The sequence below is a fragment of the Pseudarthrobacter chlorophenolicus genome (assembly GCF_000962805.1).
GTDB classification, from domain to species: domain Bacteria; phylum Actinomycetota; class Actinomycetes; order Actinomycetales; family Micrococcaceae; genus Arthrobacter; species Arthrobacter chlorophenolicus_A.
The window spans coordinates 297,399-323,544 of record NZ_JZTW01000001.1; the positions used below are offsets into that span (position 1 = coordinate 297,399).

Sequence of the window (26,146 nt, forward strand, 5' to 3'; positions counted from 1 at the left end):
CTAGGTGACCTCGCATTTCCGGTCCTTTGTGACGCTATTCGAGCGGGACCTACAGTCGTTGCATGACTGATACAGCTCTAGCCGGAGCGTCCGCGGACTCCGCTGCCTCCAAGCGCCCCGCCCGCCCGTCCCGCCCCGCTGCAAAGCCGCACGGGCAGTGGAAGGTGGACGGCAAGACGCCCCTGAACGCCAACGAAACCTGGAAACAGGAAGACGACGGCCTCAACGTGCGCGAGCGTATCGAGACCATCTACGCCAAAGAGGGCTTCGACGCGATCCCCGGCCAGGACCTGCACGGCCGGTTCCGCTGGTGGGGCCTCTACACCCAGCGCAAGCCCGGGATCGACGGCGGCAAGACCGCAACCCTTGAGCCGCACGAGCTCGAAGACAAGTACTTCATGCTCCGTGTGAGGATCGACGGCGGTGCACTCACCACCGAGCAGCTGCGCGTCATCGGCCAGATCTCCGTGGACTTCGCCCGCGACTCCGCCGACCTCACCGACCGCCAGAACATCCAGCTGCACTGGATCCGGGTGGAGGACATCCCCGAGATCTGGAACCGCCTGGAGGGTGTCGGCCTGTCCACCACCGAGGCCTGCGGCGACGTGCCCCGCGTCATCCTGGGCTCGCCCGTGGCCGGCATCGCCAAGGACGAGATCATCGATCCAACCCCGCTGATCGCGGAGCTGGGGGAGCGGTTCATCGGCAACCCGCTGCTGTCGAACCTGCCGCGCAAGTACAAGACCGCCATCACCGGCCACCCCAGCCAGGACGTTGTCCACGAGATCAACGACTTCGCCCTGGTGGGGGTCCGCCACCCCGAACTGGGTATCGGCTACGACCTATGGGCCGGCGGCGCACTGTCCACCAACCCGATGCTGGGCAAGCGCCTGGGTGCCTTCGTGAAGCCCGAAGAAGCTGCCGACGTGTGGCTAGGCGTCACCAGTATCTTCCGCGACTACGGCTACCGGCGCATGCGCACCAAAGCCCGCCTGAAGTTCCTGATGGCCGACTGGGGTCCGGAGAAGTTCCGCCAGATCCTCGAGGACGAATACCTGGGCTACAAGCTGGCCGACGGTCCTGCCGCGCCCAGGCCCACCACCCCCGGCGACCATGTCGGCGTGCACGAGCAGAAGGACGGCAAGTTCTTCATCGGCGCCACCCCGCTGGCCGGCCGGCTGTCCGGCGCCGCGCTGGTCAAGCTCGCCGACACCCTCGAGGCCCGCGGCTCCTTCCGCCTGCGCACCACCCCGCACCAGAAGCTTGTTGTCCTGGACGTCGAGAAGGACCAGGTGGAGCCGCTGGTGGCCGAGCTGGACGAACTGGGCCTCTCCGCCCGCCCGTCCGTGTTCCGCCGCGGCACCATCGCCTGCACCGGCATCGAGTACTGCAAGCTGGCCATCGTGGAGACCAAGCACACGGCCGCCACCGCCGTGGCCGAGCTGGAACGCCGCCTGGCGGACCTGGCCACGTCCGGCGAACTTCCGCAGGCACTGTCGCTGCACATCAACGGCTGCCCCAACTCCTGCGCCCGCATCCAGACCGCGGACATCGGCCTGAAGGGCATGATGCTGCCCACGCCCGACGGCGATCCCTCCCCGGGATTCCAGGTCCACCTGGGCGGCGGGCTGGCATCCAACGAACGCGGCGAGGCCGGCCTGGGCCGCACTGTCCGCGGGCTCAAGGTGTACGTTGACGACCTGCCCGACTACGTGGAACGCGTGGTCCGCACGTTCGTGGCCCAGCGTGCCGAAGGACAGACCTTCGCCGAGTGGGCCCACGCAGCAGACGAGGAGGCACTGCAGTAATGTCCAAGCACGCACTCGGAGTGGACCCCGTAGCGGCCCCGGCCGAAGCGAAAGCAGCGGTGGTTGACCTTGTCGAAACCAAGGCCGCCGAAACTCCGGTCCCCACAAGCTCAACCAGCAAGCGCTCCAAGGAAGAACTCAAGGCCCTCGCTGAAGCCGGCGCCGCCGAACTCGGCTGGGACGCCCCCGCCCGCGACGTGATCGCCTGGGTAGAGCGGAACTTCGACCTGCCCGCCGTCTCGGTGGCATGCTCCATGGCCGACGCCGTCCTCCCTGCGCTGGTCGCTGACCAGATGCCCGGTGTCGACGTCCTGTTCCTGGAGACCGGCTACCACTTCCCGGAAACCTACGCCACGCGTGACGAGGTGGCCGCGAACCTCCGCGTCAACGTGGTGGACGTGCTTCCGGAGAACACGGTGGAGCAGCAGGACCGGCTGCTGGGCAAGGACCTCTTTGCCCGCGACGCCGCCCAGTGCTGCGCCCTCCGCAAAGTGGCGCCGCTGCAGCGCACGCTGGCCGGCTACGAACTCTGGTTCACCGGTGTCCGCCGCGACGAAGCCCCCACCCGCACCAACACGCCGCTGGTCAGTTGGGATGACAAGAACGGCCTGGTCAAGGTCAACCCGATGGCTGCCTGGACCTTCGACCAGTTGGTCGAATACTCCGAAGACAACCTCCTGCCCGTCAACCCGCTGCTCGCGCAGGGTTACCCCTCGATTGGCTGCCAGCCCTGCACCCGCAAGGTGGCGCCAGGCGAGGACCCCCGCGCCGGCCGCTGGGCTGGTTCCGACAAGACAGAATGCGGACTTCACGTATGAGCACTTACCTTTCCGAGGAGACCCAGGTGACCGACGCCGCCGTATCCACGCGCCTCTCCAGCCTGGACACCCTCGAGTCCGAAGCTATCCACATCATCCGCGAGGTTGTTGCCGAATTCGAGAAGCCCGCGCTGCTGTTCTCCGGCGGCAAGGACTCCGTGGTGATGCTGCACCTGGCCACCAAGGCGTTCTGGCCCGGGAAGGTCCCGTTCCCCGTCCTGCACGTGGACACCGGGCACAACTTCCCCGAGGTCATCGACTTCCGCGACCGTACCGTGGAGCGCCTGGGCCTGAAGCTCGTGGTGGGCTCCGTGCAGGAGTTCATCGACCGCGGCGAGCTTGCAGAGCGTGCCGACGGCACCCGTAACCCCCTGCAGACCGTCCCGCTGCTGGACGCCATCCAGCAGAACAAGTTCGACGCCGTGTTCGGCGGCGGCCGCCGCGACGAGGACAAGGCCCGCGCCAAGGAGCGCATCCTGAGCCTGCGTGACGAGTTCGGCCAGTGGGATCCGCGCAACCAGCGCCCCGAACTGTGGAACCTGTACAACGGCCGCCACACCGTGGGCCAGCACGTCCGTGCGTTCCCCATCAGCAACTGGACCGAGCTGGACATCTGGCGCTACATCGAACGCGAGAACATCGAACTGCCCGGCCTGTACTACGCCCACGAGCGCGAGGTCTTCGCCCGCGACGGCATGTGGCGCGCAGTAGGTGAAGTCTCCCAGCCGCGTGACGGCGAGGACGTCATCACCAAGACCGTCCGCTACCGCACCGTGGGCGATATGTCCTGCACGGGCGCCGTCGAGTCCAACGCCTTCACCGTGTCCGACGTCGTGGTTGAAGTTGCCGCATCCACCCTCACCGAACGTGGCGCCACCCGAGCAGATGACCGCATCTCCGAGGCCGCCATGGAAGACCGCAAGAAGGACGGGTACTTCTAATGAGCACCGAAACTGTTTTGTCCGGCTCCGCCGGTGGCCTGGAAACAGCCCTGCCCACCACACTCTTCCGTTTCGCCACCGCCGGATCGGTCGACGACGGCAAGTCCACCCTGGTGGGCCGCCTCCTTCACGATTCCAAGGCCATCCTCGCTGACACGCTCGACGCCGTGGCCCGCACCTCGGCCGACCGCGGGTTCGGCGGAGAAAAGGGCGGGATCGACCTGGCCCTGCTGACCGACGGCCTGCGCGCCGAGCGCGAGCAGGGCATCACCATAGACGTGGCCTACCGCTACTTCGCCACTGACCGCCGCAGCTTCATCCTGGCGGACTGCCCCGGGCACGTTCAGTACACCAAGAACACGGTGACCGGCGCGTCCACCGCGGATGCCGTCGTCGTGCTCATCGACGCGCGCAAGGGAGTGCTGGAGCAGACCCGCCGCCACCTGTCCGTGCTGCAGCTGCTGCGCGTGGCGCACGTGATCGTGGCCGTGAACAAGATCGACCTGGTGGACTTCAGCGAGTCCGTGTTCCGCGACATCGAAGCCGATGTGCAGCAGGTGGGCCGCGAACTGGGCCTGGGTTCCGATGGAATCAGCGATCTGCTGGTGGTCCCGGTGTCCGCGCTCGACGGCGACAACGTGGTGGAGCGCTCGGAGCGCACCCCCTGGTACACGGGCCCCGCGCTGCTGGAGGTCCTGGAGACCCTGCCCGCCGCTGACGAACTCGAAAGCCACTTGGAAAGCTTCCGCTTCCCTGTCCAGCTGGTGGTCCGGCCGCAGGGAGCACTGGCTCCCGACGCCGTAGCAGCGGGCCTGGACGTGGAGGCCTACCGCGACTACCGTGCGTACGCCGGCCAGATCACCGAAGGCTCCGTGAAGGTGGGGGACCAGGTATCCGTGCTGACGCCGGGCCAGGCCCCGCGCACCACCACCGTGGCGGGCATCGACTTCGCCGGCAAGTCGCTGGAGGAAGCCGCCGCGCCGCAGTCCGTGGCCGTCCGCCTTGCTGACGAGTTCGACGTCGCCCGCGGTGACACCATCGCCGCGGCCGGGACGGTCCGTGAAGCCTCGGCCGACCTGTACGCCGCCCTGTGCTGGCTGTCCCCGAAGCCGCTCCGCGAGGGCCAGAAGGTCCTGGTCAAGCACGGCACCCGCACCGTCCAGGCGCTGGTCCGAAGTGTGTCCGGGAAGCTGGACCTGGCCTCCTTCAAGCTTGAGGGCGCCTCCAGCCTGGAGCTCAACGACATCGGCCACGCGCAGCTCCGGCTCGCCGCGCCGCTGCCGCTGGAGAACTACCTGCACCACCGCCGTACCGGTGCGTTCCTGGTGATCGACCCGTTGGACGGCAATACGCTGGCCGCCGGCCTGGTCAAGGACCACCCGGGCGACCACGAGGATGAGCGCTACAGCATCTAGCTGTCACCGAAATCGCTGGAACGCTGCGAAATCGCCGTACCTTTACGGCGTCCCCGCAGCGTTCCAGCGATTTCGCGTTTCCAGACCGTATCGGCGGCACCGCCGCGATGCGGCACAAGCTGCGCCGATTGGTCAACGTTAAGGGCAGCTGACGCGCCAAAACCCGGTGACTGTGCGGCTGAATATGACGCCGCGTGAACCCGCGTGACCCCCGGTTTAGGCTTCGTTGAACGGCTTTGGGCCACTCCCTATGGTGAAACAATGACTAGTTCCAAGCCCGGGATGACCCGCATCGTGGCAGGCGAAAGCGCAGTTCCCAAGCGCAAGCGTGCCATCGAGGCCGCCCTGGCCATCGGGCTGGTCCTGCTGATCGCTGTCGGGGCCATTGTTGCCTCCAACATTTCCCGCAACACCGAGGCCCAGGCAGCCGAACCAACGCCGGCGGCCGCACTCAAGCTCGGCTACTTCGGAAACGTGACGCACGCTCCCGCACTGGTGGGCATCAAAAAGGGTTTCCTCGCCGAAGCCCTCGGCAACACGCAGCTCAGCACCGAATCGTTCAACGCCGGCCCCGCGGCCATCGAAGCCCTCAACGCCGGGGCCATCGACGCTGCCTACATCGGCCCCAACCCGGCCATCAACTCCTTCGTCAAGAGCTCCGGCCAGTCCGTGAAGGTCATCGCCGGCGCAGCCGCGGGCGGGGCGCAGCTGGTGGTCAAGCCGGGGATCAACTCGGCCGCGGACCTCCGCGGAAAGACCCTCGCTTCCCCGCAGCTGGGCGGCACCCAGGATGTGGCCCTCCGCGCCTGGCTCGCAGACCAGGGGTACAAGACCAATGTGGACGGCAGCGGCGACGTTGCCATCAACCCCACGGACAACGCCCAGACGCTCAAGCTGTTCCAGGACGGGAAGCTCGACGGCGCGTGGTTGCCTGAACCGTGGGCCTCACGCCTGGTGCTACAGGCCGGTGCCAAGGTACTGGTGGATGAGAAGGACCTTTGGGATGGGACCGGCACGGGCAAGCCCGGTGAATTTCCCACCACCATCCTGATCGTGAACCAGAAGTACGCCGCCGACCACCCGGACACCGTCAAGGCATTGCTGGCCGGCCACGCAAAGTCTGTCGCCTGGCTGAACGAGGCCCCGGAACAGGAAAGGGCCAGCGTCATCAACGCAGGCCTTCAGGAGTCCGCCGGTGCCACCCTCGCCGACGACGTCCTGGCCCGCTCGCTGGCCAACATCACCTATACCCTGGACCCGTTGGCCGGAAGCTACCCCCGGCTGCTGCAGGACGGCGTTGAAGCAGGGACCACCAAGCAGGCCGACCTCAACGGGCTGTTCGACCTCCGGGCCCTCAACGAAGTTGCCGCCGCCACCGGCACCAGCAAAATTTCAGCAGCCGGCCTCGGCCAGGACTGATCCACCCCACTACCTAAGGACGGCACCATGCCAGTCGTACTGGAGAACCTGGGCAAGCGCTTCGGCGACGGCGCCCCGGTACTGGACGACGTCAACGCCAACATCGGGAAAGGCGAGTTCGTCGCCCTCCTCGGTGCGTCCGGCTGCGGCAAATCCACCCTGCTGAACATCATCGCCGGACTGGAAGCGCCGTCGTCGGGCGCCCTCGAAGTCCCCAGCGACGGCGCAGCCTTCATGTTCCAGGACGCCGCACTCTTCCCCTGGCTGACGGCCCGGGAAAACATCGAGCTGGCCCTGAAACTGCGTGGCGTGGGCAAGGCCGAACGCCGTACCAAGGCCCAGGAACTCCTGGAACTGGTCCACCTGGGCGCCGCCGGAGACAAGCGCCCCCACGAGCTGTCCGGCGGCATGCGCCAGCGGGTGTCGCTGGCCCGTTCGCTCGCCCAGGACAGGCAGCTGCTGCTCATGGACGAACCCTTCGCCGCCCTTGACGCCATCACGCGTGACCTGCTGCACGACGAACTGGAGCGGATCTGGAAGGAAACCGGACGCACCATCGTCTTCGTCACCCACAACGTCCGCGAAGCTGTCCGGCTGGGACAGCGCGTCCTGCTGCTCTCTTCCCGTCCCGGCCGCGTGGTCCAGGAATGGGCCGTGACCGAGGAACACCGAACCGACGCCGGGCTCGCCGGCCAGCTCACCGGGGTCATCACCGCCCGGCTGCGTGAGGAGATTCGCCGCCATGCCAAGTAACCCCACGCCCCTTGCCGAGACCGAACCGGTGGTTGAGCCCGTCAAGAACCCTGAGCATGTCCATGCCGCTTTGACAAGGACTTCGAGCGGAAACGAGGACCTGCGGGAGCTGGAGTCCGGGCTGGATTCGCTGCAGTCCGATGCCGAGCGTAAGCACCGGGTCGACTGGAGCCGCATCCTCCTGCCGGTGGCCGCCCTGGTGGTCCTGGTGCTCGTGTGGCAGTTCTACGTGTCCCTGGGCGTCAAACGCCGCGACCTGGTCCCCGGCCCGCTTGACGTGGTGGGCCAGATGGGCGTGCTCTGGGGCGAAGGCAAGCTGCAGGAAGCCATGTGGACCTCGCTGCAGCGCGGTCTGGTGGGCTTCCTGATCTCGGTGGCGATCGCCACTCCGGTGGGCCTGCTGCTGGCCCAGGTTGCGCCGCTGCGCCGGGCCTTTGGACCGCTGATTTCCGGTCTGCAGGTGTTGCCCTCCGTGGCCTGGGTTCCTGCTGCGATCATCTGGTTCGGCCTCACCGACGCCACCGTCTACTTCGTGGTGTTCATGGGCGCCATACCCTCGATCATCAACGGGCTGATCTCGGGTGTGGACCAAATCCCGCCGCAGTTCCGCCGGGTAGGAACCGTCCTTGGCGCCAACCGGCTTCAGATGGCCCTGCAAGTGGTCCTCCCCGCCGCGCTGCCCGGTTACCTGGGTGGCCTCAAGCAGGGCTGGGCCTTCTCCTGGCGCTCCTTGATGGCCGCGGAAATCATCGCCGTGGGCGGCACCATCGGCTTCGGTCTCGGCTCACTGCTGGACCAGGGCCGTGCGCTGTCCGACATGACGGTAGTGATGTCGGCGATCCTGCTGATCCTCGGCGTCGGCATCCTGATCGAACTGCTGGTCTTCGCACCCATCGAAAAGCGCCTCCTGCGCCGCCGGGGCCTGCTGGCTGGCAGCACCCGCTGACCCAGCACCTCCCCAACGCACCTTAGGGCCCGACGGCGACTTCCCGCCGTCGGGCCCTCGCAGCTCCGCCGCCAAACGGGGGCACTTCGACACGGACACGCCGGGAATAGGGCCATCACGACGCCGAAGCCCGCCAGTGTGCCCCACGACCGGCCCCGAGGCGGCCGGGAAGAATGGCAGACTGGCGCCATGACCGTCAGCTTCGTATGCCGCACCGAGTCCCCGCTTCCGGTGGAGGAGCTGTTCGACCGGGCCCGCAGCGTCGACCTGCACCTGGACTCGCAGAAGGACTCGGGGGAGCGGGCCATAGCGGGCATCACGGAGGGACTGATCGGAGAGGGCCAGGAGGTCACCTAGCGGGCGCGGCACTTTGGCGTCCCCCTCACCATGACCAGCCGGATCACCCGCCTTGACTTCCCCCACAGCTTCACGGACGAACAGGTGAAGGGGCCGTTCAAGGCCTTCCGGCACGTGCACGGGTTTGAACCCACGGCCGGCGGCAGCATCATGACGGACCGGGTGGAGTTCACCGCCCCGCTGGGAGGCCTGGGCCGCGTCGTTGAGCGGCTCGTCCTTGTGCGCTACCTGGAACGGCTCATCCGGGACCGCGGCCGGTTCCTCGCGCGAGCGGGCCAGGACGGAAGCAGGCACGACGGCGGCAGCCCGGCTATGTGACGCAGCGTTACCTTACGTGAACTGGTGTTGCTGAGCCTTTGTGGGCCATTGTGACGCAGCCCTACCGTTGGTCCATGGCAATTCAGGATATTTACCCCACGGCGCTGCGGCTGCTCGGCCGCCCCGTGCTGGTGGTGGGCGGCGGACCCGTAGCCACCCGCCGCGCCAAAGGGTTGCTCGACGCCGGTGCCCTGGTCACCGTCGTGGCCCCGGTTGCCTCGCCCGCGCTGCAGGAGATGGCCGACGCCGGCCTGCTCACTTGGGAAGCGCGGCCCTACCGCTCCAGCGACGTGGACGGCGTCTGGTTCATCCAGACGGCCACCGGCGCTTCGGAAGTGGACGCACAAGTATCGGCCGACGCCGAGGCGCAGCGGGTCTGGTGCGTCAACGCCTCCGACCACGAAGCCTCCGCCGCCTGGACGCCCGCCGTCGCCGTCGTTGATGACGTGAAGATCGCCGTCAACGCCGGGGGAGACCCGCGCCGCGCCATGGCAGTCCGCAACGCCGTCGCCACAGCCCTCGAAACCGGAGACCTGCCGCTGCGCCGGCGCCGCGCCCACCGAGGCTCCGTTGCCCTCGTAGGTGGCGGCCCCGGCGACACAGGCCTCATCACCGTCCGCGGCCGCCGGCTGCTGGGCCAGGCCGACGTCGTCGTCGCAGACCGGCTGGGCCCCCGTGAACTCCTGAACGAACTCGCCCCCGATGTCCGCATCATCGAAGTGGGCAAGACCCCCGGCCACCACCCCGTACCGCAGGCAGGGATCAACCGGATCCTCGTCGAGGAAGCGCTGAAGGGCCACCGGGTGGTCCGGCTCAAGGGCGGCGACCCGTACGTCCTGGGCCGCGGCGGCGAGGAAGCCGAACACTGCCGGCAACACGGCGTAGAGGTTGAAGTGGTGTCCGGCGTAACGTCAGCCATTTCAGTACCCGCGGCCGCAGGCATTCCCGTCACCCACCGCGGACTCGCCAAGGGCTTCAGCGTGGTCACCGGCCACGAGGAACTCTCCGAGGTTCCCGCCCGCGCAGACCACACGATCGTCCTGCTCATGGGAGTCGGCCAGCTGCGGGAGTCGGCATCCGCGCTGGGCGAAGCCGGCCTGCCCGCCGGGACCCCTGTTGGTATCGTGGAGAACGGCTATTTGCCGGACCAGCGTGTCACCATCGGGACGCTCGGTTCCATTGCGGACCAGGCCGAAGCCGCCGGCGTCGCGAATCCCGCAGTGATTGTCATTGGTGACGTGGTGCGCGTGAGCCCGTTCGCGCCGTCGCACTTCAAAACCGCTGACTACAGCACCACAAGCCCCAACCAGCCCCGCAAGACCGTCGTCACCACCTGAAACCCATCAACTGCTCCGTACTTGTCGTTATGAGCCTTCTAAACGACAAGTACTCAGCAATCGATGCAGAAGAAAAGGAACACAGCCGTGTCATCTAGCACCACCGTAGGCTCTGCCGAGCGTCCGCTGCGCGTCGCCGTCGTGGGTTCCGGCCCGGCCGGCGTCTACGCCGCAGACATCCTCACCAAGAGCGAGGCCGTCAAGAGCGGCGAGCTGACCGTCAGCATTGACCTCTTTGACCGCTACCCGGCACCCTACGGCCTGATCCGCTACGGCGTGGCCCCGGACCACCCCCGCATCAAGGGCATCGTCAACGCCCTGCACAAGGTCCTGGACCGCGGCGACATCCGCTTCTTCGGCAACGTGGACTACGGCACGGACCTCACCATCGAGGACCTTCGCACCCACTATGACGCCGTCATCTTCGCCACCGGCGCCATCAAGGATGCGGACCTGAACATCCCGGGCATCGAGCTGGACGGCTCCTACGGCGGCGCGGACTTTGTGTCCTGGTACGACGGCCACCCCGATGTCTCCCGTGAATGGCCGCTCGAGGCCAAGGAAATCGCCGTGCTCGGCAACGGCAACGTGGCCCTGGACGTGGCCCGCGTCCTGTCCAAGCACGCCGATGACCTCCTGGTCTCGGAAATCCCGGACAACGTCTACGCCGGCCTGAAGAATTCTCCGGTCACGGACGTCCACGTCTTCGGCCGCCGCGGACCGGCCCAGGTGAAGTTCACCCCGCTGGAACTGCGCGAACTGTCCCACTCCAAGGACGTGGACATCATCCTGTACCCGGAGGACTTCGAGTTCGACGAGGAATCGGACCGCCAGATCCAGACGAACAACCAGACCAAGACCATGGTGGGTACGCTCACCAACTGGATCGCCGAGCAGCCTGAGGACGTCTCCGAGCTGAAGGCCTCCCGCCGCCTGCACCTGCACTTCCTGCACAGCCCGGTGGAGATCTACGACGACGCCGAGACCCCCGGCAAGGTGGCAGGCATCAAGTTCGAGCGCACCGAACTGGACGGCACCGGTAACGCCCGCGGCACCGGCGAGTTCGTGGACTACCCGGTCCAGGCCGTGTACCGCGCCATCGGCTACTTCGGTTCCGCCCTGCCGGACGTAGAGTTCGACCACAAGAAGGGCGTTGTGACGAACGACGGCGGTCGCGTCCTGGACGCTGACGGCAACCACGTGCCGGGCATCTACGCCACCGGCTGGATCAAGCGCGGACCGGTGGGCCTGATCGGCCACACCAAGGGTGACGCCCTGGAGACCGTGACCTACCTCCTCGAGGACCGCGAAAACCTGCCCGTAGCCGCGGCACCGGCCGAGGACGCCGTCGTCGAACTCCTGGACGCCCGCGGCGTGAAGTTCACCAGCTGGGAAGGCTGGCTGGCCCTGGACGCCCACGAGCTCGCCCTCGGTGCCGCAGCCACCGAGGCCGGCGGATCGCACGGTGTTGAGGTCAAGCGTGAGCGCATCAAGGTGGTGCCGCGCGAGGACATGGTTGCCATCTCCCGCGACGGCGTCGCAGCACAGGTCTAAAGCCCGTGCAAAGGCCCGCGGAACCTACCGGTTCCGCGGGCCTTTGCCGTTAATCGAGCTTGACCCAGCGGCGTTATTTGCCCGCCCCGCCGGCCGCCATCAGTTCCAGCCTGCGGAGCGTCTCCCGGTTGCGGGCGGAGATGGCCGCATTCCGAATGGCCTTGGGCACCAGCCTGCCAGGTCCGCGAATGGCATCTTCGGCGATGGTCACGCGGCATCCGTCCCCGGCTTCCTCAAGGGTGATCTCCACTTTGGCCTCGCCCATCGGCCAGCCCCGGGCCACCAGTTCCAGAGAACGGCCGGGCACCATGGCGGAGACCCGGGAGCTGTCATCGATCACCAGCGGCCAGGCGCCCACAGAGTGGTGCAGCCGGGATCCCACCTGCGGCCACTCTGCGTCCACGTCCCGGATGCGTGACGCGCCAACTACCCAGCCGGAATACAGCCAGCCGTCGGCGATGACCCGCCAGACGTCGCCCGGCGGGGAGCTGAAGTGCTGCGAAACGGTGGACATGGCGTTCCTTCCGGTTGCGGGGGTGCTGGCGATGTTTCGCTTGGGCCGTTCCGGCTGCCGGCCGGTGTTGCGTACGACGGCGGGAGGTGCGGTCCGTTGGGCCGCGCGGTACGAGGGCTTCCGCAGGCGCCGCGTCCACGCGTAGGCCTGAGCCCCGGGCGGCTGGTGTCCGAGCGGATCGAACCGCAGGGGACTGTCACTTGGAGTGGGTCCGGCGTGCAACCGCAGCTCGCCGCATTCCCGCCACCGCCCGGATGGGGTGGCCCAGTGCAGCCCGAGGACCCACTCACCGGACGCGAGGGATCCGGGCGGGAGGCTGCGGGTGCGCAGGCCCAGGAGGACCGGGCCCTGCCGGCCACGGTAGGGCATCAGCGTGGTCATGGTGGCGCCCGCAACGTCCAGCCGGGGCCTCAACAGGAAGCGCCACGGCAGCCGCCACCCGGTGGAAGCGAACAGGACATCTGCCGGGCCGGGACGGAGGTCGCCGTTAGCGGAGGGTGTGACCCTTAGCGCGAGCCCCAGGATGTCGGGCAGTGTCTGCGGCAGGCCCACTGAGCGGGAGAACCGGGCTTCCACGGCGTCCACTCCGGCGTTGTCGAGCCAGTCGATGCCGCTTGGCGCCGCCGGGTTGCCGGTGCGGGTGAGCTCGCCGGACAGTCCGAGCCCGTGCGGGTGGATGGGCCGTTCGGGCCGGGCAACCTTCAGGAGCCGGAACAGGGCGGCGAACGCCTGCCCGGCGCTGCGTGTGGCGGCGGGTGCGCCGCCCGGGTGCTGGGTCATGTCTACTCCCTACCCATAATCACGCGGGCTACATGTGTCCGAACCGGGCACGGATCAGGGCGAAGATCCCATAGGCAATGAAGCCGGCACCAATGGCCACCAGCAGGTAGGGGCCGAAAGGGTGGTCGCGCAGGGCCTGGAGGCTTCCGTCCAGGCCGGTGGACTCTTCCGGGCTGTGCTTCGCCGCGGCGATGATGAACAGCAGCCCGGTGAGGCCAAGGGCAATGCCTTTGGCGATGTGCCCCACCACGCCAAGGCTGTCAACGATCCTTCCCCGCCTGGTCCCGTTGAAGTGGAAGAGTTCTTCTTTCTTGAAGCCGCGGGTAACTCCCTTGGCCACAAAGTAGACGCCTATCCCGATGATCGTCAGCCCCACCGCCACCAGTACCCACAGTCCCAGCGGGTGGCCCATCAGGGCAGCGCTGAAGTCCCGGGTGCTGTCCCCGGAGTCCCCACGGAGCCCCACGGCGAAGCCTGCGAAGCTCAGCCCCACACTGCCGTAGGCGATGGCCAGGAATCCGGAGGAGACAAGCTTCGAGACCCGTTCCTTGCGCGGTTCGCCGCGCATGCGGAGGGTGGCCTCGCTGGCCTGCCACAGTGACAAGCCGGCGCAGGCCGCTACGCAGGCCCACATGATGGCAGGGCCCCAGGGGTTGCCGGCCAGCTGTTCGATGGCTCCGGTGGCGTCGGCCTGGCCGGGCTGGCCGAAAGCGATGGCAACGGCGATGGCGCCCACGATCACGTGGAGCAGCGCCATCACTGCGAAGCCCAGCCGGGCAAGGACGTCCAGGACCTTATGGTTGGACGCCTCCTCGACGGCATCGGCCGCCTGGCTGAGCGTGGATTCGCCGTCGGACACCGGTCAGCCGTTCATGGGCCCTTCGGCACGAAGCTTCTCCGCGCCGGGTCCTTCGACGTGCACGGTGCAGCGGACCACCAGGCGGCCCGGCGCGTTGTCCAGTTCCACCAGGGAATCGTCACCGCTGAGGACGGTGAAGACCTCCGAGCCCGCCACCACGTCCACCTGCTTGGCCTTGGCAGTCTCGCGGGCGTTCCGGAGTGCCTCGTCCTGGAGGCCGTCCACGTACTTGCCTTCACTTTCACGGGCGGGGTCCCCGAAGGCCCAGCCGAACAATGTCCCTGTATTTCCCATGGCCACGATATTACGCGTTTCAGGAAGCGAAGACGGGGTTTCGTAACATTAGTAAGTGTGCTTACCATAGGCGGACGGTGGCCGTGGTTGGGCCACGGAAAGCCAACGCCGCTCCGGCGGCAGCTCGGAACCGGTTCAACGTTAGGAATGTACAACATGGCAGGAAACCTCATTGCCCGGTCAGTCCACGATCTGACGGCAGCAGCATGGTTCGGCGGCTCATTGATGGGCGCCATCGGATTGAACGGCGCGGCAGCGGAAGCAAAGGATCCATCCGAACGCACCCGGCTTTCGAGTGCGGGCTGGATGCGGTGGGCTCCGGTCCAGACGGCAGCGTTCGCCACGCACCTCGCAGCCGACCTCGCCATAGCTTTCGAGAACAAGGGCCGCATCGCCAAGCAGGACGGCGTTGCCCGGGACACGGTGATCAAGACGGCCGTGACCGTGGCGGGCGCGGCCGTCACGCTCTATTCCGGGATCCTCGGCAAAAAGGTGGAGAAGCTTGCCGGCGAGGGGGCGGAAGGCGCTACTGAGCCGCGGCCCGGCGCGTCGGATGAGCTGAAGGCCGCGCAGCAGCAGCTGAAGGCCCTTCAGTGGGTCATCCCCGCCTTCGCGGGCGCAGTGGTGGTCCTTGGCGCCAAGCACGGCGAAATGCAGCGGCCCAAGAACGTCTTCGCCGGCTTGCAGCGCTGACCGCGGCATTGCCCGCTCCGTTAGGCGGGCAGGGGCGTACGACGGCGGCCCCGCACCCTTCACTGCGAAAGGTGCGGGGCCGCCGTCGTGCGTTAGGGGCTACTTCGCCGCGGTTTCGGCGACCATCGGGTCCCGGCCTGCGCCCTGACCGTCGTCGGTGGTCCAGACTTTGATGATGGCCCAGGCAACGGCAGTGATTGGTACGGCCAGGACCGCGCCCACAATGCCTGCCAGGAGGGTGCCCGCGGTGAGGGCAAGAAGGATAACCAGTGCGTGCAGCTGCAGGGACTTGCCCATGACCACCGGCTGAAGCAGGTTGCCCTCAAGCTGGTTGACGGCCACCACCACTGCCACCACGATCAACGCCACCACCGGACCATTCGCTACCAGGGCTACCAGGGCGGCGAGGATACCTGCCATGGTGGCACCAACAATCGGAATGAACGCGCCGATAAACACCACCATGGCAAGGGGCAGCGCCAGCGGAACCTGGAGGATCAGCAGTGCGGCGCCAATGCCCACCGTGTCCACCAGGGCAACGATGGCGGTGCCGCGGACATAGCCGCCCAGCACTTCCTGGCTGCGCGTACCCACACGGCGCAGGCGGCTGGCGCGATCGCCCGTGAAGGGGCTGATCAGGAAGCTCCAGATCCGCTCACCGTCCTTGAGGAAAAAGAACAGGATGACCACCAGGAGCACGGCCCCGGTCAGGAATTCCGTCACCACGGACAGTCCGGTAATGGCACCGGAGCGGGCCTGGCTGCTGGTGGCGAAGTCCACGATCGCGTTCCGGGCGGCATCGATTTGCGCTTCGTCAACGTGCAGCGGCCCGCTTTGAAGGAAGCTTTGCAGCTGGTCCAGCCCCGAACTGGCCTGCTGGACCAGGTCGTCCCATTGGCTCCGGACCGAGAAATAGATGACAGTGAAAACCCCGCCCAGGACAACCAGGAGCGACACGAAAGCGATGACGGTGGCTAGCGCGTCGTTGATGCCGCGCCTTTTGAGGACGTTCACGAACGGGCTGATGGCGGCCGCCAGGATCAGGGCGATCAGCATGGGGATCACCAGCAGCTTGACCTGCAGGAGTGCGAAGACCGCTACTACGGACACCGCGAGGATGAGCAGAGTCTGGGCCGCGCGGATACCCACCCGGCCGTAGCCGTCACCCCACAGCTGCTGCGGGGTTTTGCTGCCGCCCTCCGGGGTGGCGGCAGTTCCGTGCTCGGAACATGTGCGGCGGGGATGGCGGGAGAACAGGGCCATGTGAAGGGTCCTCAGGGTTAGCGAATTCCACCGGGGCACAGCGGAAGGGGGGAGCTGGGTCAGCTAGTAAGCCTACTGACCGGTCCGGCCCAGGCGAAAACGAGCCGCCTACGCGGTGAGCCATTCGGCGCAGGAGTTGAGGTTCCGGTTGACGGTGGCCACCGCGGCGTCGGCGTCCCCGCGCTCGATCGCATCCACCAGGATGCCGTGCCCCTCCAGGGGAAGCCCGTCGAACCCCGGCCGCTTCTGCTGCGCCAGGAGGTCCTGGTGCAGGGCCGGGCCAAAGCTGACGTACAGCTCATGCAACAGGGGATTGCCCGACGCCTGGGCCACGCGCGCGTGGAAGCCCCAGTCTGCCGTTGCCCAGGCTTCGCAGTCGCCGCTGCGCCAGGCCTGGTCCCGGGCGGTGAGGAGCGTCCGGAGTGCCGAGACGTCGTCGGACGTGGCGTGCCTGGCGGCGAGCCGGGCCGCCTGGGTGTCCAGGCCCAGCCGTACCTCCAGGATGTGTTCGGCGGTGTGGTCCTGGAACAGCCGGCGGGCGGCGCCGGAAATCTCGCTGGTGGCGCGCACGTAGGTTCCATCACCCCGCCGGACCTCCAGCATTCCGCTGTGCGCCAGGGCCTTGACCGCTTCGCGGAGCGTGCCTCGGGAAACGCCCAGGCGGGCCATGAGCTCTGACTCGGAAGGGATCCGCTGTTGGAGCGGCCACTCGCCGGAGTGGATCATGGCGCGCAGTTTGGCGGTGACCTCGTCCGCAAGCGGCGGACGGACGGACGGGCTAAGGCTCATGGCTTGCTACTTTACTTTCCCGGACGTGAGCAGGTGTGCCACTGCCATCTGCACCACGGCCAGCACCAGCAGCAGTGCCAGCGGAAGGGTCCAGCCGCCGGTGGCACTGTGCAGCATGCCCATGCCGAAGGGGCCGGCTGTGGCCAGGAGGTAGCCGGTGGACTGGGCCAGCGTAGAGAGCGCCGTGGTTTCGGCGGTGTCCCTTCCGCTGCGGCTGATCATCACCATGACCAGCGGAAAAATGCCCAACCCGAATCCCAGCAGCACTGCAGGAATGATTGACAGGCTGACCGGCAGGAACAGCAGCAGCGCCACGCCCGCGGCCATGGTGGTGCTGACCAGGTAGAACGCGGGACGCAGCATCCCGGGCCGGGAGCCAAGGGCAATCAGCAGCACGCCGGCGGGGACGGACACCAGTTGCATCACGCCGAACATCAGGCCGCTCTCGGAGGCACTGAGCCCCAGCGTGGTGAGCATGTAGGGGAACCAGCTCAGCAGGGCGTAGGCCAGCAGCGCCTGCAGCGTGAAGATCGCCGTGAGGAGCGCACCCTTGCGGGTCCGCAGCAGGGGCCACGGCAAGGTGCCGCCGCCAGTGGGCCGCGCGCTGTGCCGGTGGGCGTGCAGCGCAACGGGCAGGAAGCCCAGCAGCGCGGCCAGGGCCATGATGCCGATCGACCCCACCGCCGCTGACGGTGAGCCGAGGGCCTGTGCCAGCGGCACCACGGCCACAGCCGTCACCGTACCGCCGGTGGTCATGGTGACCGTATAGACCGCCGTCATCAGCGACGTGCGGGCCGCAAAGTGTTCGCGGATGAAGGATGGCATGGCTACGTTGCAGACAGCCAGCCCGGACATGCCCACCACGGTTCCGGCCACCAGCATCCCCGTTGCGGGGATGCCCCGGAGGAGGAGTCCGCCGGCCAGCAGGGCCAGGGAGAGCAGGATGGCCTTCTCCACGCCCATCTTGCCCGTCAGCCACGACGTCGCCGCCCCAGCCAGGGCAAAGCACAGCGTAGGGATTGAGGGGATGACTGCCGCCACCAGGGGGCCGTAGCCGAGTACCAGCTGCAGGTCGTGCAGCAGCGCCGAAGCCCCTGTAATGCCGGCGCGCAGGTTCAGGCCGATGAGCACCAGGGCGATGATGCTGAACACGACGGCGGTGCGCGTCTTTGGCGTTGCCAGCAGCTGCGCCACATTGCCCTGAATTGGGCTGGGCTGCACTGCGTCGGGCTGCGCTGGGTTCTGCTCCGCTGCTTTGAGCTGGGCTTCCCCAGCGGTGAAGGCAGGTGCGGGCGGGCGGGACGCGCGGGCGGGGGCGGGCGGTGGTGAGGCGGACATTTTTCCAGACTAAAGGTTAGACGTTTGATGTCTAGGGTTTTGTGGGGAACCTCTCCCGACCCCGCAGGTGGGGGCCATAGAATGCGAGCGGGAGCCCGGCGGCCCGGCCGGTAGGGCCGCAGCCGGTACCGGACGCGTGGGAGGAGCGATTGTGAAGGCTGTGCAGGCAGTGGAGGTAGAGAAGAAGTACGACGTCGGCGATGATGCCGTGGTGCCGCAGCTCCAACATCTTCCCGGAGTGGCGCGGGTTGGGGAGGCCCACACCGCCGAACTGGAAGCCGTCTACTTCGACACCGCCCAGCAGGCCCTGCGGTCCCGCCGCATTACCCTGCGGCGGCGCACGGGAGGGACGGATGCCGGATGGCACCTGAAGCTGCCGGTGGAGGCGGCGTCAGCCGAGGAAACCAGCTCCCGGAAGCCTCCCGCCCAGGCCCCCGTTCCTGAGGGAATGACCCAGACGGAGCCCGCACCCCGGCGGCGCGAGATGCGCGCCCCGCTGGGCCAGCCGGACGTCGTACCCGACAGCCTGCTGGCCTACGTGCAGGCCTTCGTGCGCGGCAACCCCCTTGTGCCTGTGGTGCGGCTGAAGACCGGGCGGACAACCTACCCGCTCTACGGACCTGATGGCGTGCACCTGGCAGACCTGGCCGACGACAGGGTGGAAGCCCAACCCCTCGGCGGGCCGGCCGCCGCCGGGAGGCACTGGCGCGAATGGGAACTGGAACTGGTCCATGGATCAACCAGCCTCTTTGAACCTGCCGGCCAGGTCCTCGCCGCCGCCGGCGCCCGTCCAGCAGGCCATGCGTCCAAGCTGGCCAAGGCCCTGGGCGCAGGCGGAACCTCGAAGGCCCCGGGCAGTGAACCGGGCGCCGGCACAGCCCTGCTGGCGGGGAAGAAGGCTCCGGCCGCCGCCGTCGTCACAGTCTTCCTGGCGGGCCAGCTAAACCAGCTTCTTGAACGCGACGCCGGGGTGCGGCTGGAAGAGCCGGAAGCGATTCACGACATGCGTTCTGCCGCCCGCCGGATGCGGTCTGCGCTCGCCGCCTACCGCAAGCTTTACCGGGCCGTTCCCGTGCGGCGCCTTCGCGACGAGCTCTCATGGCTTGGCGGGGTGCTGGGTGCGCCCCGGGATGCCGAGGTGCTGCGCTCACGTTTGCTGGGCCAAATCGATGAACTGCCGCCGGGTGAGGGCACAGAAGCGGCCCGGGACTTCCTGGACCGCCGCGCGGGGGCAACGTTCGACGCCGGCTACCGGCTCCTGCAGGAAGCGCTGGCATCCGAGCGCTACTTCCGTCTCCTGGACAGCCTCGAAGATTTCCGGGACACCCCGCCGGTCCGCGGCACCGCCGTGGAGCCGGGGCGGCGCGCGGTGGCGAAAGCGGTGGACAAGGCGGCAAAGCGGATCCGGCGCTCCCATAAGGCGGCCTCGCACGCCCGCCGGGGACCCGAGCGTGACACCGCCCTCCATCAGGTGCGCAAGGACGCCAAGCGGCTGCGGCATGTCGCAGAATCTGCGGCGGCCGTCAGCGGCAAACGTGCGCGAAAAGTTGCCAAAGCCGCGCACCGGCAGCAGAAGATTCTTGGCGATTACCACGATGCCGTCATTGCCCGGGAGCTGTTGGCCGGGCTGGGCTCCGAAGCGCCGCCGGCGGCCACGGAAGTCCTCGCGGACCTGCTGGCCAGGCAGCGTGAGCTCATGGCCGCGGCGGAGAAAAAGTACCGCAAGGCCCGCAGGAAGTCGCGGGACCTCTTGCGGGGCGGCGTACTCTAACCCCCGGTTGCCCTATCAGATTTGGTCCCTAAAACCCTGTGTTAGGGACCAAATCTGATAGGGCAACGGGGTTAGGGGCGTGTTCCCGTGGGCAGGGTCAGGATTTCAGCCCCGTCCTCGGTGATGGCGATGGTGTGTTCGGTGTGGGCAGTCCGGCAGCCGGTGGCGCTGCGGAGTGTCCAGCCGTCCGAGTCGGTGACGAGTTCAGCGGTATCCGCCATGATCCACGGTTCGAGGGCCAGCATCAGGCCGGGGCGGAGCTTGAAGCCGCGTCCGGGCCGGCCCATGTTGGGCACGTGCGGGTCCTGGTGCATGGTGGAGCCGATGCCGTGGCCGCCAAACTGCCTGTTGATGGGGTAGCCGGCATCGGTGAGGACGCGGCCGATGGCGTAGGAAACGTCCCCGATCTTGGCATTGGGCCCGGCGGCGGCGATGCCTGCGGCCAGGGCGCGCTCGGTAGCGTCGATCATGGCGACGCTCTCGGCCGGAGCGGAACCGCCCACCAGGAAGCTGATGGCGGCGTCGGCAGCAATGCCGTCCTTGACGACGGCGAGGTCAAGGGTCAGCAGGTCGCCGTCCGCCAGCGCGTAGTCGCGGGGGAGTCCGTGCAGCACGGCGTCATTGACTCCCGTGCAGATGTAGTGTCCGAACGGACCTCGGCCAAAGGAAGGTGCGTAGTCCACGTAGCACGATTCCGCGCCCGCTTCGGTGATCATCTCCGCGGTCCAGCGGTCGATCTCCAGCAGGTTTGTGCCTACGGTGGCCCGGCCTTTCATGGCCTGGAGGATGTCGGCCACCAGGGCGCCCGTCACCCGGGCCTTGGCGATCTCGGCGGGGTTGAGGATCTCGATCATGCGGTGCCCTTTCCGGTGGCTGGCCCGTTCCAGGGTGGCTTTCCTGTGTTTCCAGCGGGGTTTACGGCCAATAACTATACCGGCCATATTATCCCGGTATTATTATTGGAACCATGGTCAGATTGCCGCTTACCCCCGAAGAAGTCCAGCGCGGACAGCGCCTCGGTGCGCTGCTGCGGCGTGCACGGGGGGACCGCTCGATGCTTGGGACTGCGCTAGAGGCCATGGTGTCTCCGGAGACCCTGCGGAAGATCGAGTCGGGCCGCGTGGCCACGCCTGCTTTCCCTACCATTGCGGCCATCGCCGACGTCCTGGGGCTTTCCCTCGACGAGGTGTGGGCCGAGATCAATCAGCCCTCGTCAGGGGCGGGCCGGGCCACCGCCCGCACGGCTCCGCAGCGGCTCGCGTCCTAGGTTCCAGGGCGGTCCGTGCCCAGCGGTCGGGCCGCTATTTCCCCTGCCGTGCGGACAGGCGGGCCACGGCCAGGGCCAGCCACAGCTGCACCCGGTCCGGCGTGACCGAGGGGTCGTACCCTGTCAGTTCGGTGATCTGGGCCAGCCGGTAGCGGACGGTGTTCCTGTGCAGCGTGAGCTGCTCCGCCACGGCCGCCACCGAACCGTTGTTGGTGAGGTAGCTCTCCAAAGTGGTCATCAGCTCGGCACCGTGGGCGGCATCGAAGGCCCGCAGCGGGTTCAGCGATTCGTGGGCCATGTCCGCCAGGGGCACGTCCTCGCTGGCCAGCAGGAGCGAGGTCAGGCTTAACCGTTCAGGCTCGTTGACAGGCAGTCCGTGTCCTGCCGCATCACGGGCCTCGAAGTAGCTCCAGCGCAGGCCGTTCGGCTTTGTGTAGGCGCCGCCGATGCCGATGATCGCGTGGATTCCCGCCTCCGCCAAGTGGTCGCTGAGCTGGCGCGCCAACGCCGGCGCCGCGCCGCCGTCGTCGTTGATCACCACCACCAGGTCCTTACCCACGACGGCGGCCACCGCGCCTTCCAGCGCGCGCGGAACCGAGGTGCTCCCCAATGCCTTGTGGTGGGCGGGGGAGACGGCCAGCAGCACGACGTTTTTGCGGGTGCTGTTGATGCCCACCCCGGCAAGCCTCCGCTGCGCCTCGCTGGTCTCCAGGGCGCCGTGGATGACGTCCTCGAGCACCTGCCCGCACAGGGCACGCTGAGACTGCCGCTGCTTGACCATGTTGTTCAGCTCCACGCTGATGAGGTTCTGGGCATAGCCCACGATTCCGGTGTCCTCGAATGGCTGGCGGACCCAGAGCGTGCAGGCGTCGCGGCGGCCCGTGGGGATGGGAAAGGAGGACCAGGAATCGGCTGCGGGCGCGGCGGAGCTGCTGTTGTACAGCTGGGCCGTGAACTGCGTGAGGGCGATGTCCGTGCGCAGCATGCTGCCGAGTTGCTTGAGCAGTTCGGCGAGGCCGCCGCCGGTCAGCAGCGCACGGGCCAGGATCTGGTGCCCGGCGATCAGGCGTTCAAGCTTGGAGTAGTGGTCCGCGGACTGCGCATCGGCCACCAGCTTGGTGATGGCGATGAAGGGGGTCTCGTAGGGGACTTCCACCACTGGCAGGCCCCACCGGTTTGCCTCTGCCAGCAGCGCCGGCGGGACCGCCTCGTGCGAGAGTCCCACCCCGAACCCGATCCCCACGGCACCGGCCCGCTGGACCTGGCGGACGAAGCGGCGCTGCTCCGGGGCGGACTTCAACCTCAGTCCCGTGGTGAGGATCAGTTCGCCGCCGTTGAGGAACCGTTGCGGGTCCTCCAGCTCCGTGACAGCAACCCAGTTAATGTCCTGGTGCCAGGTGGTCTCGGCTACCCCTGCCTTGGACAGCTTGAGGGAGTTCACGCCCAGCAGGGCTGCGAGGGAAATGGCCATGGAACAAGGATACGGGGATGCTGGACAACCGCACTAAGCCCCTGCGCGAAGGGTGTGCAGGTGGCTATTCACTCGGCTTGGGGGCTGGCATAGGCTCAAGGCAGTTCCATCCATCCGCCGTGGTCTCCGCCGGGCGCGTTGGCCCCTATGAAAGAGGTTGCACACCGTGGTCCAAACCTTGCAGAACTTCATCAACGGGAAGTTCGTCACTCCCGCCGGCACTGAGGTGCTGGACGTGGTCAACCCCACCAACGGCGACGTCGTGGCGCACTCACCGATCTCCGTGCAGGCTGACGTGGACGCTGCCATGGCAGCGGCTGCGGAGGCGTTCAAGAGCTGGAAACACGCAACCCCCGGCCAGCGCCAGCTGATGCTGCTCAAGCTCGCCGACGCCGTCGAAGCCAACAGCGACGAACTCGTTGAGGCCCAGCACCGCAACACCGGCCAGGTCCGCTCCCTTATCGCGTCCGAAGAAGTTGCCGCCGGTGCCGACCAGCTGCGGTTCTTCGCCGGTGCCGCCCGCATCCTTGAGGGCAAGTCGGCAGGCGAATACTTCGAGGGCCACACCTCGTATGTCCGCCGCGAGCCCATTGGCGTCGTAGCCCAGGTGGCCCCGTGGAACTACCCGTTCCTCATGGCCATCTGGAAGATCGGCCCGGCCCTGGCCGCGGGCAACACTGTGGTCCTCAAACCCTCGGACACCACGCCCGAATCCACGCTGGTGCTGGCCCGGCTGGCCGGAGAGATCCTGCCTGCAGGCGTCCTGAACGTTGTCCTCGGCACCGGCAAGACCGGCGCCATGATGGTGGACCACAAGGTCCCCGGCCTGGTGTCCATCACCGGCTCGGTCCGTGCCGGCATTGCCGTCGCTTCCGGCGCCGCCAAGGGCCTCAAGCGCGCCCACCTGGAACTTGGCGGCAAGGCGCCGGCCATCGTGTTCGCCGACGCCGACATCAAGAAGAGCGCCGCGGCCATCGCCGAATTCGCCTTCTTCAACGCAGGCCAGGACTGCACCGCCATCACCAGGGTCCTGGTGGAGGACTCCGTGCATGACGACGTCGTCGCCGCCATGGTGGAGCACACCCGGACCCTGCACACCGGTTCGCAGAACGACGAAGACAACTACTTCGGCCCGCTGAACAACGTGAACCACTTCAACGCCGTCACCTCCGTGGTGGAGAACCTGCCGGCCAACTGCCGCATCGAAACCGGTGGCCACCGGGCGGGGGAGAAGGGCTACTTCTTCGAGCCCACCATCATCACCGGCGCCAAGCAGACCGATGATGTGGTGCAGCAGGAGACCTTCGGCCCTGTGATCACGGTCCAGAAGTTCAGCACCGAGGAAGAAGCCGTGGAGCTGGCCAACGGGGTTGAATACGCCCTCGCCTCCAGCGTCTGGACCACCAATCACGGCACCGCCATGCGCCTGAGCCGGGACCTCGACTTCGGCGCTGTCTGGATCAACACCCACATCCTCCTCACCGCCGAAATGCCCCACGGCGGCTTCAAACAGTCCGGCTACGGCAAGGACCTCTCCATGTACGGCGTGGAGGACTACACGCGCATCAAGCACGTGATGTCCGCCCTCGACTCCTAGAAGGAAAACCCTCATGACCACCACCGCATCAGACCTCACCTTCCGCCTGGAGCAGAAGCGCAACGTCCAGGCCGACTTCCCGGGCCCCAAGTCCGTGGCACTGACCGAGCGCCGCAAGTCCGTGGTGGCTGCCGGCGTCGCCTCCAGCGTCCCGGTCTATGTTGCCGACGCCGACGGCGGCATCATCCACGACGTCGACGGCAACTCCTTCATCGACCTGGGCTCCGGCATTGCGGTGACCAGCGTGGGCGCGTCCGATCCCGCCGTCGTCGGTGCCGTCAAGGAAGCCGTGGAGCACTTCACCCACACCTGCTTCATGGTCACCCCGTACGAAGGCTACGTGGCCGTCGCCGAGCAGCTGAACCGGCTCACCCCGGGCGACCACGAAAAGCGCACCGTCCTCTTCAACTCCGGCGCCGAGGCCGTGGAAAACGCGGTCAAGGTGGCCCGCCTGGCCACCGGACGTGACGCCGTCGTGGCCTTCGACCACGCCTACCACGGCCGCACCAACCTCACCATGGCGCTGACCGCCAAGGCCATGCCGTACAAGACCAACTTCGGCCCGTTCGCGCCCGAGGTCTACCGGATGCCGATGAGCTACCCGTACCGCGAGGAAAACCCCGCCATCACGGGTGCCGAGGCCGCCAAGCGCGCCATCACCATGATCGAGAAGCAGATCGGCGGCGACCAGGTGGCCGCGATCATCATTGAACCCATCCAGGGCGAGGGCGGCTTCATCGTCCCGGCCGAGGGCTTCCTGCCGGCGCTGGCAGCCTGGGCCAAGGAGAAGGGCATCGTCTTCATCGCCGATGAAGTCCAGTCCGGATTCTGCCGCACCGGCGAATGGTTTGCCGTCAACCACGAGGGCATCGTCCCCGACATCATGACCATGGCCAAGGGCATCGCCGGCGGCATGCCGCTGTCCGCCATCACCGGCCGGGCAGACCTGCTCGACGCCGTCCACCCGGGCGGCCTCGGCGGCACCTACGGCGGCAACCCGGTGGCCTGCGCCGCTGCGTTGGCCTCGATCGGCTCGATGGAGGAATACGACCTCAACAACCGTGCCAAGCACATCGAAGAACTGGCCACCGGCCGCCTCCGCGAACTGCAGGGTGAGCTTGCCGGTTCGGGGAAGTCGGTGATCGGCGACGTCCGCGGGCGTGGTGCCATGCTCGCCATCGAACTGGTCCAGGCCGGCTCCAAGGAGCCCAACCCGGAACTGACCAAGGCCGTTGCCGCCGCCTGCCTGAAGGAAGGCGTCATCATCCTCACTTGCGGCACCTACGGCAACGTCATCCGTTTGCTCCCGCCGCTGGTCATCACGGATGAGCTCCTGACGGACGGCCTCGAAGTCCTGGCCGTCGCCATCAAGGCCCACGCCTAGACAGCAGGCCGACAAGCACCACGGCAGCACCCCCGCATTGCGGGGGTGCTGCCTTTTTGGTTAACACGTATTTTCCCCTTTCAGCAGCCCACCTCCCCGGGTAACTACCCACTCCCGGCGGCCGGGAAGGCGGACTACCTAATGCCCCCTACTTGCCTGCCCGGCAAACACCTAACCACCCACTGGTTAAGGCCGGTTGCGGTAAGTATCCCCAAGAATTTTTTGGAGTACTTGGTACTCGTGTTAAGCGTCCTCAGCTACTCGTAACTTGGACACACCGGGACCCCGGAAAGCGGCCCCTGGAGTGCAACTTTGAGGAGTTTCCGGACAGCGAAGCCCCTCCACAATGACGAACGCCTCACAGCGAAGCGAGTAAGCGCCTACCAACATGCGGACGGCGGCAAAGGGCTCGGGCGGCGGCAGCCGCATCACCCCAGGCCGGCCATGGACATCCTGCACA

At 67.4% G+C, this 26,146-nt stretch carries 24 protein-coding genes; 16 read left to right on the forward strand and 8 right to left on the reverse strand.

What is annotated here, in order from left to right; translation table 11 throughout:
* Positions 1-62: 62 nt before the first annotated feature.
* From UC32_RS01330 to UC32_RS01375, 11 genes are all read left to right on the forward strand, one after another.
* Positions 63-1,808 carry a nitrite/sulfite reductase gene (locus UC32_RS01330; RefSeq protein ID WP_045729484.1) on the forward strand — a complete coding sequence of 582 codons (1,746 nt, stop codon included), beginning with the start codon at positions 63-65 and terminating at the stop codon, positions 1,806-1,808.
* Positions 1,808-2,626, forward strand: a complete 819-nt coding sequence (locus tag UC32_RS01335; protein ID WP_152642528.1) for a phosphoadenylyl-sulfate reductase — start codon at positions 1,808-1,810, stop codon at positions 2,624-2,626. Before UC32_RS01330 ends, UC32_RS01335 begins: the two co-directional genes overlap by 1 nt.
* Positions 2,623-3,567, forward strand: a complete 945-nt coding sequence (gene cysD, locus UC32_RS01340) for a sulfate adenylyltransferase subunit CysD (protein WP_045729485.1) — start codon at positions 2,623-2,625, stop codon at positions 3,565-3,567. The genes UC32_RS01335 and cysD overlap by 4 nt, the downstream gene beginning before the upstream one ends.
* Positions 3,567-4,982: a sulfate adenylyltransferase subunit 1 gene (locus UC32_RS01345; protein ID WP_045729486.1), complete on the forward strand. Its 1,416-nt coding sequence runs from the start codon at positions 3,567-3,569 to the stop codon at positions 4,980-4,982. Before cysD ends, UC32_RS01345 begins: the two co-directional genes overlap by 1 nt.
* 282 nt (positions 4,983-5,264) lie before the next feature.
* Positions 5,265-6,401: an ABC transporter substrate-binding protein gene (locus UC32_RS01350; protein ID WP_045729487.1), complete on the forward strand. Its 1,137-nt coding sequence runs from the start codon at positions 5,265-5,267 to the stop codon at positions 6,399-6,401.
* Positions 6,402-6,428: 27 nt separating this feature from the next.
* Complete coding sequence (locus UC32_RS01355) at positions 6,429-7,154, forward strand: ABC transporter ATP-binding protein (protein ID WP_045729488.1); 726 nt, start codon at positions 6,429-6,431, stop codon at positions 7,152-7,154.
* Positions 7,144-8,100 (forward strand): ABC transporter permease, encoded by a 957-nt coding sequence (locus UC32_RS01360; RefSeq protein WP_045729489.1) that lies wholly within the window; start codon positions 7,144-7,146, stop codon positions 8,098-8,100. The genes UC32_RS01355 and UC32_RS01360 overlap by 11 nt, the downstream gene beginning before the upstream one ends.
* 189 nt (positions 8,101-8,289) lie before the next feature.
* The gene (locus tag UC32_RS21145; RefSeq protein WP_412178011.1) at positions 8,290-8,457 is read left to right on the forward strand and encodes an SRPBCC family protein; all 168 of its coding nucleotides are present in this window, start codon (positions 8,290-8,292) and stop codon (positions 8,455-8,457) included.
* A 30-nt stretch (positions 8,458-8,487) separates the two neighbouring features.
* The gene (locus UC32_RS21150; protein WP_412178012.1) at positions 8,488-8,775 is read left to right on the forward strand and encodes an SRPBCC family protein; all 288 of its coding nucleotides are present in this window, start codon (positions 8,488-8,490) and stop codon (positions 8,773-8,775) included.
* Between the two features lie 74 nt (positions 8,776-8,849).
* Positions 8,850-10,112, forward strand: coding sequence for a uroporphyrinogen-III C-methyltransferase (cobA, locus tag UC32_RS01370; protein WP_045729843.1), 1,263 nt, complete (start codon positions 8,850-8,852; stop codon positions 10,110-10,112).
* 87 nt (positions 10,113-10,199) lie between these two features.
* Positions 10,200-11,666, forward strand: coding sequence for an FAD-dependent oxidoreductase (locus UC32_RS01375; RefSeq protein WP_045729490.1), 1,467 nt, complete (start codon positions 10,200-10,202; stop codon positions 11,664-11,666).
* Positions 11,667-11,739: 73 nt separating this feature from the next.
* Here the strand turns inward: UC32_RS01375 and UC32_RS20875 are convergent, their stop codons facing one another.
* Genes UC32_RS20875 through UC32_RS01395 form a run of 3 tightly spaced genes read right to left on the reverse strand, consistent with a single transcriptional unit; the run spans position 11,740 to position 14,113 of the window.
* Positions 11,740-12,960, reverse strand: coding sequence for an SRPBCC family protein (locus UC32_RS20875; RefSeq protein ID WP_235423561.1), 1,221 nt, complete (start codon positions 12,958-12,960; stop codon positions 11,740-11,742).
* A gap of 28 nt (positions 12,961-12,988) precedes the next feature.
* Positions 12,989-13,819, reverse strand: coding sequence for a DUF1206 domain-containing protein (locus UC32_RS01390; RefSeq protein WP_045729491.1), 831 nt, complete (start codon positions 13,817-13,819; stop codon positions 12,989-12,991).
* 3 nt (positions 13,820-13,822) lie between these two features.
* Positions 13,823-14,113: a hypothetical protein gene (locus UC32_RS01395; protein WP_045729846.1), complete on the reverse strand. Its 291-nt coding sequence runs from the start codon at positions 14,111-14,113 to the stop codon at positions 13,823-13,825.
* Positions 14,114-14,269: 156 nt separating this feature from the next.
* Between UC32_RS01395 and UC32_RS01400 the strand changes: the two genes are divergently transcribed.
* Entirely contained in the window at positions 14,270-14,806 is a 537-nt protein-coding gene (locus UC32_RS01400; RefSeq protein ID WP_045729847.1) for a hypothetical protein, read from the forward strand.
* Positions 14,807-14,905: 99 nt separating this feature from the next.
* Here UC32_RS01400 and UC32_RS01405 read toward each other — a convergent pair whose 3' ends face one another.
* The 3 genes from UC32_RS01405 to UC32_RS01415 form a co-directional block, all read right to left on the reverse strand.
* Positions 14,906-16,069, reverse strand: coding sequence for an AI-2E family transporter (locus UC32_RS01405; protein ID WP_082071851.1), 1,164 nt, complete (start codon positions 16,067-16,069; stop codon positions 14,906-14,908).
* Positions 16,070-16,177: 108 nt separating this feature from the next.
* Positions 16,178-16,858: a FadR/GntR family transcriptional regulator gene (locus UC32_RS01410; protein ID WP_045729492.1), complete on the reverse strand. Its 681-nt coding sequence runs from the start codon at positions 16,856-16,858 to the stop codon at positions 16,178-16,180.
* A gap of 6 nt (positions 16,859-16,864) precedes the next feature.
* Positions 16,865-18,196, reverse strand: coding sequence for an MFS transporter (locus UC32_RS01415; protein WP_235423562.1), 1,332 nt, complete (start codon positions 18,194-18,196; stop codon positions 16,865-16,867).
* A 151-nt stretch (positions 18,197-18,347) separates the two neighbouring features.
* Here UC32_RS01415 and UC32_RS01420 point away from each other — a divergent pair, with 151 nt between their 5' ends.
* On the forward strand, positions 18,348-19,967 hold the full coding sequence (locus UC32_RS01420) for a CYTH and CHAD domain-containing protein (RefSeq protein ID WP_045729493.1): 1,620 nt from the start codon (positions 18,348-18,350) through the stop codon (positions 19,965-19,967).
* Between the two features lie 71 nt (positions 19,968-20,038).
* On the opposite strand, the gene map is transcribed toward UC32_RS01420, so the two are convergent.
* On the reverse strand, positions 20,039-20,821 hold the full coding sequence (map, locus tag UC32_RS01425) for a type I methionyl aminopeptidase (protein WP_045729494.1): 783 nt from the start codon (positions 20,819-20,821) through the stop codon (positions 20,039-20,041).
* A 113-nt stretch (positions 20,822-20,934) separates the two neighbouring features.
* Between map and UC32_RS01430 the strand changes: the two genes are divergently transcribed.
* Positions 20,935-21,234, forward strand: coding sequence for a helix-turn-helix domain-containing protein (locus UC32_RS01430; protein ID WP_045729495.1), 300 nt, complete (start codon positions 20,935-20,937; stop codon positions 21,232-21,234).
* A 34-nt stretch (positions 21,235-21,268) separates the two neighbouring features.
* Here UC32_RS01430 and UC32_RS01435 read toward each other — a convergent pair whose 3' ends face one another.
* A complete protein-coding gene (locus UC32_RS01435; protein WP_045729496.1) occupies positions 21,269-22,705 on the reverse strand; it encodes a PucR family transcriptional regulator in 1,437 nt (478 codons plus the stop codon).
* 166 nt (positions 22,706-22,871) lie between these two features.
* On the opposite strand from UC32_RS01435, the gene UC32_RS01440 reads away from it, so the two are divergent.
* Together UC32_RS01440 and gabT are read left to right on the forward strand one after the other, a co-directional pair.
* Entirely contained in the window at positions 22,872-24,302 is a 1,431-nt protein-coding gene (locus tag UC32_RS01440) for an aminobutyraldehyde dehydrogenase (protein WP_045729850.1), read from the forward strand.
* A gap of 13 nt (positions 24,303-24,315) precedes the next feature.
* Positions 24,316-25,686, forward strand: a complete 1,371-nt coding sequence (gabT, locus tag UC32_RS01445; RefSeq protein ID WP_045729497.1) for a 4-aminobutyrate--2-oxoglutarate transaminase — start codon at positions 24,316-24,318, stop codon at positions 25,684-25,686.
* Positions 25,687-26,146 lie beyond the last annotated feature (460 nt).

What these genes read in the sequence shown, in the direction of transcription:
- UC32_RS01330 (WP_045729484.1), top strand. Translation starts at nt 63, where the DNA reads ATGACTGATACAGCTCTAGCCGGAGCGTCCGCGGACTCCGCTGCCTCC.
- UC32_RS01335 (WP_152642528.1), top strand. Translation starts at nt 1,808, where the DNA reads ATGTCCAAGCACGCACTCGGAGTGGACCCCGTAGCGGCCCCGGCCGAA.
- cysD (WP_045729485.1), top strand. Translation starts at nt 2,623, where the DNA reads ATGAGCACTTACCTTTCCGAGGAGACCCAGGTGACCGACGCCGCCGTA.
- UC32_RS01345 (WP_045729486.1), top strand. Translation starts at nt 3,567, where the DNA reads ATGAGCACCGAAACTGTTTTGTCCGGCTCCGCCGGTGGCCTGGAAACA.
- UC32_RS01350 (WP_045729487.1), top strand. Translation starts at nt 5,265, where the DNA reads ATGACCCGCATCGTGGCAGGCGAAAGCGCAGTTCCCAAGCGCAAGCGT.
- UC32_RS01355 (WP_045729488.1), top strand. Translation starts at nt 6,429, where the DNA reads ATGCCAGTCGTACTGGAGAACCTGGGCAAGCGCTTCGGCGACGGCGCC.
- UC32_RS01360 (WP_045729489.1), top strand. Translation starts at nt 7,144, where the DNA reads ATGCCAAGTAACCCCACGCCCCTTGCCGAGACCGAACCGGTGGTTGAG.
- UC32_RS21145 (WP_412178011.1), top strand. Translation starts at nt 8,290, where the DNA reads ATGACCGTCAGCTTCGTATGCCGCACCGAGTCCCCGCTTCCGGTGGAG.
- UC32_RS21150 (WP_412178012.1), top strand. Translation starts at nt 8,488, where the DNA reads ATGACCAGCCGGATCACCCGCCTTGACTTCCCCCACAGCTTCACGGAC.
- cobA (WP_045729843.1), top strand. Translation starts at nt 8,850, where the DNA reads ATGGCAATTCAGGATATTTACCCCACGGCGCTGCGGCTGCTCGGCCGC.
- UC32_RS20875 (WP_235423561.1), bottom strand. Translation starts at nt 12,960, where the DNA reads ATGACCCAGCACCCGGGCGGCGCACCCGCCGCCACACGCAGCGCCGGG.
- UC32_RS01395 (WP_045729846.1), bottom strand. Translation starts at nt 14,113, where the DNA reads ATGGGAAATACAGGGACATTGTTCGGCTGGGCCTTCGGGGACCCCGCC.
- UC32_RS01400 (WP_045729847.1), top strand. Translation starts at nt 14,270, where the DNA reads ATGGCAGGAAACCTCATTGCCCGGTCAGTCCACGATCTGACGGCAGCA.
- UC32_RS01405 (WP_082071851.1), bottom strand. Translation starts at nt 16,069, where the DNA reads ATGGCCCTGTTCTCCCGCCATCCCCGCCGCACATGTTCCGAGCACGGA.
- UC32_RS01410 (WP_045729492.1), bottom strand. Translation starts at nt 16,858, where the DNA reads ATGAGCCTTAGCCCGTCCGTCCGTCCGCCGCTTGCGGACGAGGTCACC.
- UC32_RS01415 (WP_235423562.1), bottom strand. Translation starts at nt 18,196, where the DNA reads ATGTCCGCCTCACCACCGCCCGCCCCCGCCCGCGCGTCCCGCCCGCCC.
- map (WP_045729494.1), bottom strand. Translation starts at nt 20,821, where the DNA reads ATGATCGAGATCCTCAACCCCGCCGAGATCGCCAAGGCCCGGGTGACG.
- UC32_RS01430 (WP_045729495.1), top strand. Translation starts at nt 20,935, where the DNA reads ATGGTCAGATTGCCGCTTACCCCCGAAGAAGTCCAGCGCGGACAGCGC.
- UC32_RS01435 (WP_045729496.1), bottom strand. Translation starts at nt 22,705, where the DNA reads ATGGCCATTTCCCTCGCAGCCCTGCTGGGCGTGAACTCCCTCAAGCTG.
- gabT (WP_045729497.1), top strand. Translation starts at nt 24,316, where the DNA reads ATGACCACCACCGCATCAGACCTCACCTTCCGCCTGGAGCAGAAGCGC.